Origin of the sequence: Janthinobacterium sp. Mn2066, assembly GCF_049319705.1 — a bacterium.
Lineage (GTDB): Bacteria > Pseudomonadota > Gammaproteobacteria > Burkholderiales > Burkholderiaceae_D > Janthinobacterium.
This window is the reverse complement of sequence record NZ_JBMOUF010000003.1, coordinates 366,521-377,491: the sequence shown is the minus strand read 5'-3', so window position 1 is coordinate 377,491 and position 10,971 is coordinate 366,521. Positions and strand designations below refer to the sequence as shown.

At 59.8% G+C, this 10,971-nt stretch carries 9 protein-coding genes; 7 read left to right on the top strand and 2 right to left on the bottom strand.

All coding sequences use genetic code 11. From position 1 onward, the window contains the following. Window positions 1–39 precede the first annotated feature (39 nt). From ACL9RI_RS08035 to ACL9RI_RS08010, 6 genes are all read left to right on the top strand, one after another. Window positions 40–489, top strand: a complete 450-nt coding sequence (locus ACL9RI_RS08035; RefSeq protein WP_422726049.1) for a response regulator — start codon at window positions 40–42, stop codon at window positions 487–489. 276 nt (window positions 490–765) lie between these two features. Further along, the gene (gene trxA / locus ACL9RI_RS08030; protein WP_422726048.1) at window positions 766–1,092 is read left to right on the top strand and encodes a thioredoxin TrxA; all 327 of its coding nucleotides are present in this window, start codon (window positions 766–768) and stop codon (window positions 1,090–1,092) included. Between the two features lie 154 nt (window positions 1,093–1,246). After that, a complete protein-coding gene (rho, locus tag ACL9RI_RS08025; protein WP_010401543.1) occupies window positions 1,247–2,509 on the top strand; it encodes a transcription termination factor Rho in 1,263 nt (420 codons plus the stop codon). Window positions 2,510–2,723: 214 nt separating this feature from the next. Continuing rightward, complete coding sequence (locus tag ACL9RI_RS08020; protein WP_422726047.1) at window positions 2,724–2,993, top strand: type B 50S ribosomal protein L31; 270 nt, start codon at window positions 2,724–2,726, stop codon at window positions 2,991–2,993. Window positions 2,994–3,179: 186 nt separating this feature from the next. Continuing rightward, a complete protein-coding gene (locus tag ACL9RI_RS08015; protein ID WP_422726046.1) occupies window positions 3,180–4,904 on the top strand; it encodes an ArnT family glycosyltransferase in 1,725 nt (574 codons plus the stop codon). Window positions 4,905–5,106: 202 nt separating this feature from the next. Then, complete coding sequence (locus tag ACL9RI_RS08010) at window positions 5,107–6,105, top strand: collagen-binding domain-containing protein (RefSeq protein WP_422726045.1); 999 nt, start codon at window positions 5,107–5,109, stop codon at window positions 6,103–6,105. Window positions 6,106–6,172: 67 nt separating this feature from the next. On the opposite strand, the gene ACL9RI_RS08005 is transcribed toward ACL9RI_RS08010, so the two are convergent. Both ACL9RI_RS08005 and ACL9RI_RS08000 read right to left on the bottom strand, forming a co-directional pair. Then, window positions 6,173–7,852: an AMP-binding protein gene (locus ACL9RI_RS08005; RefSeq protein WP_422726044.1), complete on the bottom strand. Its 1,680-nt coding sequence runs from the start codon at window positions 7,850–7,852 to the stop codon at window positions 6,173–6,175. Window positions 7,853–7,926: 74 nt separating this feature from the next. Next, window positions 7,927–8,400 (bottom strand): type II secretion system protein, encoded by a 474-nt coding sequence (locus ACL9RI_RS08000; RefSeq protein WP_422726043.1) that lies wholly within the window; start codon window positions 8,398–8,400, stop codon window positions 7,927–7,929. Window positions 8,401–8,625: 225 nt separating this feature from the next. Between ACL9RI_RS08000 and ACL9RI_RS07995 the strand changes: the two genes are divergently transcribed. Further along, window positions 8,626–10,971 carry a DNA polymerase II gene (locus tag ACL9RI_RS07995; protein ID WP_422726042.1) on the top strand — a complete coding sequence of 782 codons (2,346 nt, stop codon included), beginning with the start codon at window positions 8,626–8,628 and terminating at the stop codon, window positions 10,969–10,971.

Sequence of the window (10,971 nt, the reverse complement as noted above, 5' to 3'; positions counted from 1 at the left end):
GATGAACACCATGCAACACAGCAAACTGAAAGACTGATAATGAACACCATTTCCACCCAAGCAAGCGATACCGGGCTGGCGCCGTTGCGGGTGCTGCTGCTCGACGATGATGTTTTCATGCTCGACGTGCTCAGCGACATGCTGGAACACCTGGGCCAATTCGACATCCGTTGCGAATCGCACAGCGAACTGGCGCTGGCCAGCCTGCGCCAGCATCAGCCGGATTTGCTCATTTGTGACCTGTCCATGCCCGACGTCGATGGCATCGAATTCTTGCGCATGGCGGCCGAAAGCGGCTTCCAGGGTGGCGTGGTTTTATTGTCGGGTTTGCACTCGGCCGTGCGCCTGGCCGCCGAGCGCCTGGCCGTGGCCAATGGCCTGCATATATTAGGCACCTTCCGCAAGCCGCTGGAAAGTGCGGAATTACTGCACATGGTCAGTTTGCAACGCCAGCATTCGGCCCGCCTGACGGGTGGCGCTGGCGTGTAAAGGGCCCGTCAAAACCAGCAGCCATGCGGCTTTGCCGCTGGCGGACGACGCGGAAAGACAATCTGGCTCAAGTTTTTCTGCAATAATCTCCACGCTTTGAAAAAATGGGTTATTATTTCAGCCATCCCCGCCTGCATACCTCTGGTCGCACCTTCCAATAATATTGAATTCGTGCCCATTGCCCCCATCTGCTAGCTGTACTCCAGGAAGCATGGACGGCAAACCAGCGTATGGTTGTTCCAGGCATTATTGATCCCACCCTCATTTGAGGAAAATATGAGCGAAAATATCAAACACATTAGCGATGCTTCTTTTGAAGCAGACGTCCTGAAATCCGAATTGCCTGTCCTGGTTGATTTCTGGGCAGAGTGGTGCGGTCCATGCAAGGCCATCGCGCCTATCCTGGAAGAAGTCGCCAAGGAATACGCCGGCCGCATCCAGATCGCCAAGATGGACGTGGACGCGAACCAGGCAGTGCCTGCCAAGTTCGGCATCCGTGGCATCCCGACCTTGATCCTGTTCAAGAACGGTGCTGCAGCTGCTCAAAAAGTAGGCGCCTTGGCCAAGGGCCAGTTGACCGCTTTCGTCGACAGCAACATTTAATGTATGATAGGCAGCGCTGCGCCCGCAGCGCCGCCTGATTGGATACACCGGGAAGCGGCCAGACACCATACGTGCCACCCCTTCCCTAATAATTAAGCTAGCCACGCAGTTCCCTCCCCTACCTTTACATCCCGTCTCGGGACACTCAAGACATATGCATTTATCTGAACTAAAGGCCTTACACGTATCCGCCCTGCTGGAAATGGCGATCGGTCTTGACATTGACAACGCAGCCCGCTTGCGCAAACAGGAGCTGATGTTCGCTATCCTGAAAAAACGCGCCAAGTCCGGCGAACAGATTTTTGGCGATGGCGCCCTGGAAGTGCTGCCTGACGGCTTCGGCTTCCTGCGCTCGCCCGACGCCAGCTACATGGCGTCCACCGACGACATTTACATCTCCCCTTCGCAAATCCGCCGCTTCAACCTGCATACCGGCGATTCGATCGAAGGCGAGGTACGGACCCCGAAAGATGGCGAACGCTATTTCGCTCTGGTCAAAGTAGACAAGGTCAACGGCGAATCGCCGGAAGCCTCGAAACACCGCATCCTGTTTGAAAACCTGACGCCGCTGCACCCGAACGAGCCGCTGCGCCTGGAACGTGAAATGAATGGCCAGGAAAACATCACCGGCCGCATCATCGACCTGATCGCCCCGATCGGCAAAGGCCAGCGCGGCCTGCTGGTGGCGTCGCCGAAATCGGGTAAATCCGTGATCCTGCAGCACATCGCGCATGCGATCACCGCGAATCACCCCGACATTACCCTGATCGTGCTGCTGATCGACGAACGTCCGGAAGAAGTTACCGAGATGCAACGCTCGGTGCGCGGCGAAGTGGTCGCCTCGACCTTCGACGAACCGGCCACGCGCCACGTGCAAGTGGCCGAAATGGTGCTGGAAAAAGCCAAGCGCCTGGTCGAAATGAAAAAAGACGTGGTCATCCTGCTGGACTCGATCACCCGCCTGGCGCGCGCCTACAACACCGTGATCCCGGCCTCGGGCAAGGTGCTGACCGGTGGTGTCGACGCCAACGCGCTGCAACGTCCAAAACGCTTCTTCGGCGCCGCGCGCAATATCGAAGAAGGCGGCTCGCTGACCATCATCGCCACCGCGCTGATCGAAACCGGCTCGCGCATGGATGACGTGATCTTTGAAGAATTCAAGGGTACCGGCAACATGGAAGTGCATCTGGAACGCCGCCTGGCGGAAAAACGCGTCTACCCGGCGATTAACCTGAACAAATCGGGTACCCGCCGCGAAGAACTGCTGATCAAGCCGAACGAACTGCAAAAAATCTGGATCCTGCGCAAGCTGCTGTACTCGATGGACGAGATCGAGGCGATGGAGTTCATTCTGGACAAGATGAAAGCAACGAAAAACAACGCCGAGTTCTTCGACATGATGCGTAGAGGCGGCTAATTTTCGGGGTCAGACCCGACGGGTCTGACCCCAGCCCTCCGTTGATCATCACGCGAAAGCCGCTCCCTGAGCGGCTTTTTTATTGCCGCGGGCAGAAAAGCGCTATATAATCTGCGGTTGCATTATTTTAAACCCTGGCAAGTGATCGGCAATCGGGTCAAGAAGCAAGACGACCGACGAAGTGCTGTTTGGCTACCAAACTAGAGAGAATCCCATGAAAGTCGATACCCATCCAGATTACCGCGAAGTTGTTTTCCACGACCTGTCGTGCGATTTCAAATTCATCACCCGTTCGACCATCCAAACCCGCGAAACGATCAACCACGAAGGTAAAGACTACCCACTGGTGAAGATCGAGGTTTCGGCTGAATCGCACCCGTTCTACACCGGCAAGCACAAAATCGTCGACACCGCTGGCCGCGTCGAGAAGTTCCGTCAAAAATTCGGTTCCGTCGGTTCGAAAACCGCAGTCGCAGCAGGCTGATTTTTGCCGCTTTGCGGCAAAAAGGCAGCTTCGGCTACCAGCAAAAAGGCAGCTTCGGCTGCCTTTTTTGCCTTTGGCCGCCTGGCGGGCTTTCCCAAGCAGTTTCTGCGCACTTTCCCTTATACTGCCGCTTACCCCGACGCAAGTTGGAATGCGTCTTACCATTTTTACTGATACCTATCCCCGATGAAGCCAGTCCGCCTTCCCGCTGCTGCCACACTCGCGCTGCCACGATGGGCCTTGTTTGCGCTCGGCCTGCTGTACATCCTGCCCGGCCTGATCGGCCGCGAACCGTGGAAGAACGATGACGCCGCCAGTTTCGGCATCATGTGGACCATGGCGCATGGCGGCCTGAACGACTGGCTATGGCCGAATATCGCCGGCATGTCCATGCCCGAGGAAGGCCCGCTGGCCTTCTGGCTGGGCGCCATCTTCATCAAGCTGTTCAGCTGGATCGATGGCGAGGTGTTTGGCGCGCGCATGTCCACCATCGGCATCTTCGTTATCGGCACCCTGTCCGTCTGGTACACCGCCTTCAACCTGGGCCGCCGCAGCGACGCCCAGCCGCTGCGCCTGGCCTTTGGCGGCCAGCCCGAACCGAACGACTTTGGCCGTACCCTGGCCGACGCCGCCGTCCTGATCTACCTCGGCTGCCTGGGCTTGCTGGCCCACAGCCATGACATCACGGCCGAAGCGCTGTATGTATCGCTGCTGGCCTACCTGCTGTACCGCGCCGTACGCTACGTGGAACGGGCGTCGCTGCGCAATGCCGCCCTGCTGGGCCTGGCCCTGGGCGGACTGACCCTCACGCGCGGCTGGGTCACGCCGCTGGCGCTGGTCATCGCCCTGTTCCTGTGCACCTTGTTCCTGCGCCTGCCGCCGCTGCGCACCTTGCGCCACCTGGCCCTGGCCTTGCTGATCGGCACCGCGCTGACCCTGCTCTGGCTGCTGCCGGGCGAACTGGTACGGCCTTACGGCCATTCGCCGCTGCACGCCTGGATGCAGTGGAATTATGAACAGCTGAGCTTGCCCAGCGTGAAAAGCGTGCAATTCTTTTTCCGCGTCGGCCTCTGGTTCTTCTGGCCCGCCTGGCCTTTCGCGGCCTGGGCCGTGTATGCCTGGCGCCGCCAGCACCATGTGCTGCACATCGTCGTACCGCTGACCTTTGTCGCCATGCTGGCCATTCTGGCGCTGGGCCACCCCGCCCCCGATCAAAGCCAGCTGCTGCCGCTGCTGCCGCCGCTGGCCGTGATGGCCGCGTTTGGCCTGCTGACCATGAAGCGGGGCGCCATCAACGCCATCGACTGGTTCTCCGTGATGGTGCTGACCATCTGCGCCGCCACGCTTTGGCTGTTCTGGTTCGCCATCCTGACGGGCTGGCCGCCCAAATTCGCTTATAACGCCCTGAAACTGGTGCCAGGCTTCAAGCCAGAGCTGGACGTGATCGCCTTCTTCGTCGCTGCGGGCGCCACGGCCGGCTGGGTCGCCCTGGTGCACTGGCGCATTTCACGCCAGCCAGCCGTGCTGTGGCGCGCCGTGGTGCTGTCGTCGGGCGGCCTGATACTGATCTGGGTATTGATGATGACGCTGTTCTTGCCGGAACTCAATTACAGCAAGAGCTACGCCGGCGTGGCGCATCAGATCTCCGTATCCTTGCCGCCGGGCAATGCCTGCATCAGCACCAATGTCGGTGCCGCGCAACGCGCTTCGTTCGCCTATTATGGCCGCCTGCCCTTTGCCACGGTCGGCCAGCGGCACTGCGAGCTGTTATTGCTGCAAGACAGCGTCAAGCTGCATGACAGCAAGGAAAACTTGCCTGACCACGATGACGCCGCGTGGGTCAAGCTATGGGAAGGACGCCGCATCACGGATGATGCCGAGCGTTTCCGCCTGTACCAGCGGATCAAATAAACATTTCTTTGCAGAAAAACCGGGGCAACCCGGTTTTTTTACGTCCACATAAAAATTACCAAAAAAGAATGTTTAATTGCCATAAAAAATACTTTATTATATTTATTGAATGAAACTTGTTTTTTATATATAATGCGTTTCTGCGTGATGGCGGCCGTTCTGCTTTCCCGCCCATCCCACGACTCCTTATCCAGAGAAATCCATGAAATCGTTTGCCGCCCGCCTCTTGCCCGTCATCAGCGCCTCCCTGCTCGCCCTGTCCTTCGCTACTTCGGCCCAGGCCGCCGTGACGACGATCGACCTCGGTGCGGCCAACGGCTATTCCGCCTTTATCTTCGGCAATGTGGGCAGCAGCACGGCGACCGGCTTCCATGACGTGGAAGGCCGCCTGGCCGTCGGCGGCGACGCCTGGCTCAGCGGTTTCTCGGTGGGCCAGAAAAGCAAATCGGGTTCCAGCGCCCCCAGCATCGTCACCGGCGGCAGCCTGAACATCGGTACGGGCGCCATCTACAATGGCGGCGGCCTGGGCAAGGCCGTGTATGGCGTCAGCAACAGCAACGCCACCGTCACGACCAATCAGTGGTTTGAGCAAGGCACTTTCAGCAAGGGCAACGCCTCCACGCTGGACTTCGGTGCTGCCAAGCAGCAACTGACGACCTTGTCGAACGGCGTATCCAAGCTGAAACCGACCGGCACCGTGGTGATGGAAAACAGTGGCTACACCCTGCGCGGCGATATCAATGCCGACGTGAACATTTTCAATATCGATTCAAGCTCGCTGCAAAACCTGACCCTGGACCTGTCCTCGATCAAGAGTACGGCCCACATCATCATCAATGACAGCGCCACCACGATCAACCTGTCGGGCGGCTACAGCAGCTTCAGCAGCTTTGCCGACCGTACCCTGTTCAATTTCAGCAATGCCACCAGCACCAGCCTGACCACGTATGCATGGGGCAGCATCCTGGCGCCGAACAGCGACTTCTCGGGCACCGGCCACCTGGAAGGCACCCTGGTCGCCAATTCCGTCAGCGCCAAGAACGCCTGGGGTTCGCAAGTGGAAATCGGCGCGACCGGCTTTACTGCCGCGAATATCTCGGCCGTACCGGAACCCGGCACCTACGCCATGCTGCTGGCCGGCCTGTGCGTGCTGTTCCTGCGCCGCCGCAAATCGGCCAGTACCAGCTTGCAAGCGGCGTAAGTTTCCGCCACACATATAAAAAACACCGGGTCAGCGCAAGCTGCCCGGTGTTTTTTTATTGCCAGCCTTACTCTGCGCCGAGTCCCAGATCCGTGGCCACCTGCTTGCGCAGCAAGTACTTCTGGATCTTGCCTGTCACCGTCATGGGAAACTCGTCGACGAAACGCACATAGCGGGGAATCTTGTAATGGGCGATCTGGCCCTGGCAAAACTCGCGCACTTCCTCCTGCGTGGCTTGCATGCCGGGGCGCAAGATAATGCAGGCACACAGTTCCTCGCCATACCTGGCGTCCGGCACGCCCACGCATTGCACGTCGAGCACCTTGGGATGGCGGTATAAAAATTCCTCCACTTCGCGCGGATAAATGTTTTCGCCGCCACGGATGACCATATCCTTCGAGCGCCCGACGATGCTGCAAAAGCCGTTGTCGTCGATCACGGCCAGGTCGCCCGTATGCATCCAGCGGGCGGCATCGATCGCTTCGGCCGTCTTTTCGGGATCGCCCCAGTAGCCCTGCATCACGGAATACCCGCGCGTGAGCAATTCGCCTTTTTCACCGCGCGGCACGATACGTCCTTCGGCATCGATGATTTTCACTTCCAGGTGCGGGTGCACGCGGCCGATCGAGGCCACGCGCATGGCCCGTGGGTCGTCGATGGAAGTCTGGAAGCTGACCGGCGACGTTTCCGTCATGCCATAGGCAATCGTGATTTCCGCCATGTGCATCAGCTCGATCACCCGCGTCATGACTTCCATCGGACACGGCGAACCGGCCATGATGCCGGTACGCAAGGTAGACAGATCGTATTGCTTGAAATCAGGATGGTCGAGGATGGCGATGAACATGGTGGGCACGCCATGCAAGCCCGTGCAGCGCTCGGCCTGCACCGTCTCGAGCACGGCTTTCGGATCGAAGCCTTCGCCCGGATACACCATCGCCGCGCCATGCGTGACGCAAGCCAGGTTGCCCAGCACCATGCCGAAGCAGTGATACAAGGGCACGGGGATGCACAGCCGGTCCTGCTGCGTCAAGCGCATGGCCTCGCCGATAAAAAAGCCGTTGTTCAGGATATTGTGATGCGTCAAGGTAGCGCCCTTGGGCGCGCCGGTGGTGCCGGAAGTGAACTGAATGTTGACGGCGTCGTCAAACTGCACGCCGGCGCTGACCTCTTCCAGCTGGGCCAGGTCGGCGCTGCTGATGCCTTCAAGCAGTTGATCGAAGTTATGCATGCCTGGTGTCACCGCCGTGCCCAGGCGGATGATATGGCGCAATTGCGGCAGGCGCGGCGACTGCAGGGCGCCGGCGCGGCTGCTGGAGATTTCCGGCACCACATCTTGCACGATGGCCAGGTAATCGCTGGATTTAAAACTGGGCGACAGGATCAGCGCGCTGCACTGCACCTTGTCGAGCACATATTCCAGTTCCGAGCGGCGGTAGGCAGGGTTGATATTGACCATGATCAAGCCGGCCTTGGCCGTGGCAAACTGGGTCAGCACCCATTCGGCGCAGTTTTGCGACCAGATGCCGACACGCTGGCCCGGCTGCAAGCCCAGCTTCAGCAAGCCGGCCGCCAGGCGGTGCACGCGCTGCTGAAATTGGCTGTAGGTCCAGCGCACATTCTGGTGCGCGACGATCAGGGCGTCGTGCTGGCCATGGCGGGCGGCAATCCCATCCAGGTAGGCACCGATGGTCTCGCCGATCAAGGGCGTCTCGTGGGCGCCGTGTACATAACTTAAAGCTTGCATGCTGTCTCCAGGTGATGGCGTCTTGCGCTCTTGTGTACTTCACAAAATTATAGACGCATCGCCCTGGAATCGTGTCAACAACCGCTGTCGACGATGGCCACCCTGGCGGGCGTGAGCACGTTGTTGTCGACGACGGCCTCGGAATAGGTGGCCTGGCAGTTGATGGGCGAGGGAGCGCTTTTGGAGCGGACCATCAGGTCGCGGCCGTTGACGACGATGTTCCAGTCGTCGCCAGTCAGGCCGGCTGCCGTGGCGGTGGTGGCGGCCGACGAGGGATAGCCGTTGACCATGGCTACGCTGGCGCCTTCCATGACGATCGCCGCGGTCGCTGAACCGGTGAGCAGTGTCTTTCCATGCGTCATCGCACTGACGGCGGCCAGCGCACCGCCCGCCGCCCTGACTGTGGCCTTGCGGGCGTCGCTGCCTATATTGATGAACTTTGGCAACGCGGTCGCTGCCAGGACGCCCAGGATGACGATGACGATAACCAGTTCGACCAGCGTGAAGCCGCCTTGGGCGCGCGCAGCACGCCATTGCAATACGTTCATAAGGTTTTTGCCGAGCACAGAATTAGGGCTTATCTTTGAAGCAAATTATGTTGCCAATACATAATATCAATAATTCTACTAGATAAACTACTTCCGGGATTACCCGGGAAGATCTCTTTTTACCGCCCTGGCCGGCCACGCATGGCTTTCAATTTGCATTACCATGCGACACGGCGCAATCGCCCCCGATCAAACGCTTACAACATGACATCAGCAGGGAACAAGGTGGCAATATTACAACAGGGTTTTATCCTGACCCGCCACTGGCGCGACACCAGCACCGGCACGGAAGTCGATTTTTGGCTGGCAACCGATACCGGGCCCCGCCACGTGCGCCTGCCGCAACAAACTTCGGTGGCGTTCATCCCGATGGAGCAGCGCGAGCGGGCCGAACAACTGCTGCGCGGCGAGCGCCATGCCGAGTTGCGGCCTTTATCCCTGTCCGATTTTCACCACCGGCCCGTGCTGGGCCTGTATTGCAAGCAATACCGACACTTGCTGAAGCTGGAAAAACAGTTGCGCGCACAGGGCGTGGACGTGTACGAAGCCGATATCCGTCCGCCCGAGCGCTACCTGATGGAGCGTTTTATCACGGCGCCCGTCAGCTTCAACGATGAAACGGCCGAGGGGCATTTAAAGCCTGCATCCGGCTACCGGCCCAACTTGAAACTGGTCTCGCTCGATATTGAAACCACGGCCCATGGCGAGCTGTATTCCATCGCACTGGAAGGCTGCGGCCAGCGCCAGGTGTATATGCTGGGGCCGAAAAATGGCGGCGACGAGGTACTCGATTTCGCGCTGGAATACTGCGACAGCCGCCCGGCGATCCTGGAAAAGTTGAATGCCTGGCTGGCGCAGCACGATCCGGACGCCATCATCGGCTGGAACCTGGTGCAGTTCGACTTGCGCGTGCTGCGCGAACACGCCGAACGCTACCAGGTGCCGCTCAGATTGGGACGGGAAGGCGCGGTGATGGAGTGGCGCGAGCATGGCGGCAAACAGGAACATTATTTTGCCGCCGCGGCCGGGCGATTGATTATCGACGGCATCGAGGCCTTGCGCTCGGCCACCTGGAACTTTCCCTCGTTCAGCCTGGAAAACGTGGCGCAAACCCTGCTGGGAGAAGGCAAGTCGATCGACAACCCGTACCAGCGCATGGCCGAGATCGACCGCCGCTTCCGCGAAGACAAGCCGGCGCTGGCCCGCTACAACCTCAAGGATTGCGAGCTGGTCACGCGCATCTTCGCCAAGACGGAACTGCTGACCTTCTTGCTGGAGCGGGCCAGCGTGACAGGCTTGGCGGCCGACCGCAGCGGCGGTTCCGTGGCCGCGTTCGAACACCTGTATTTGCCGCTGATGCACCGGCAAGGTTACGTGGCGCCCAACCTGGGCGATGTGTCGGGTGAAAACAGTCCCGGCGGTTTCGTCATGGATTCGCAGTCGGGACTGTACGACTCGGTGCTGGTGCTCGACTATAAAAGCCTGTATCCATCCATCATCCGCACGTTCCTGATCGACCCGGTGGGCCTGGTGGTGGGCACGGGCGGCGAGGAAGCCGACACGGTGCCCGGCTACCGTGGCGCACAGTTTTCGCGCATAAAGCATTGCCTACCGGCCATCGTGCAACAGGTATGGCAAGGCCGCGAGGCGGCCAAGCGCGAGCATAACGCGCCCCTGTCGCAAGCCTTGAAAATCATCATGAATGCGTTTTATGGCGTGCTGGGCTCCAGCGGTTGCCGTTTTTTCGACCCGCGCCTGGCGTCGTCGATCACCTTGCGCGGCCACGACATCATGCACCGCACGCGCGAGCTGATCACGCAACAGGGGTATCAAGTGATTTATGGCGACACCGATTCCACCTTCGTGTGGCTGAAAACGGCGCATAGCGACGCAGCAGCGGGCAAGATCGGCCGCGCCCTGGTGGCGCATGTGAACCAGTGGTGGGACCGGCACCTGCGCGAGGAATTTGGCCTCGACAACGCGCTGGAGCTGGAATTCGAAACGCATTACCGGCGCTTTCTGATGCCCACCATCCGCGGCTCGGAAGAGGGCAGCAAGAAGCGCTATGCGGGCCTGGTGGGCAAACCCGACGGCAGCGAAGAAATGATCTACAAGGGCCTGGAAACGGTGCGCAGCGACTGGACCCCGCTGGCCCAGCAATTCCAGCAAGAGCTGTACCGGCGCATCTTCCAGCGCGCCGCCTACCAGGCGTATCTGCGCGACTACGTGGCGCGTACCGTGCGCGGCGAGTTCGATGCGTTGCTGGTGTACCGCAAGCGCTTGCGCCGCCCGCTGGAAGATTACCAGCGTAATGTGCCGCCCCATGTGCGCGCGGCGCGCACGGCCGACGCCTACAACCTGGCGCAGGGCCGGCCGCTGCAATACCAGAATGGCGGCTGGATCAGCTATGTGATCACGGTGGCCGGGCCGGAGCCGCTGGAAACCCAGCGTTCGCCCATCGATTACAACCATTACCTGACGCGCCAGCTGCAACCGGTGGCCGACGCCATCCTGCCCTTCCTCGGCGATGATTTTTCGCGCCTGGTTTCAGGGCAGCTGGACTTGTTCTGA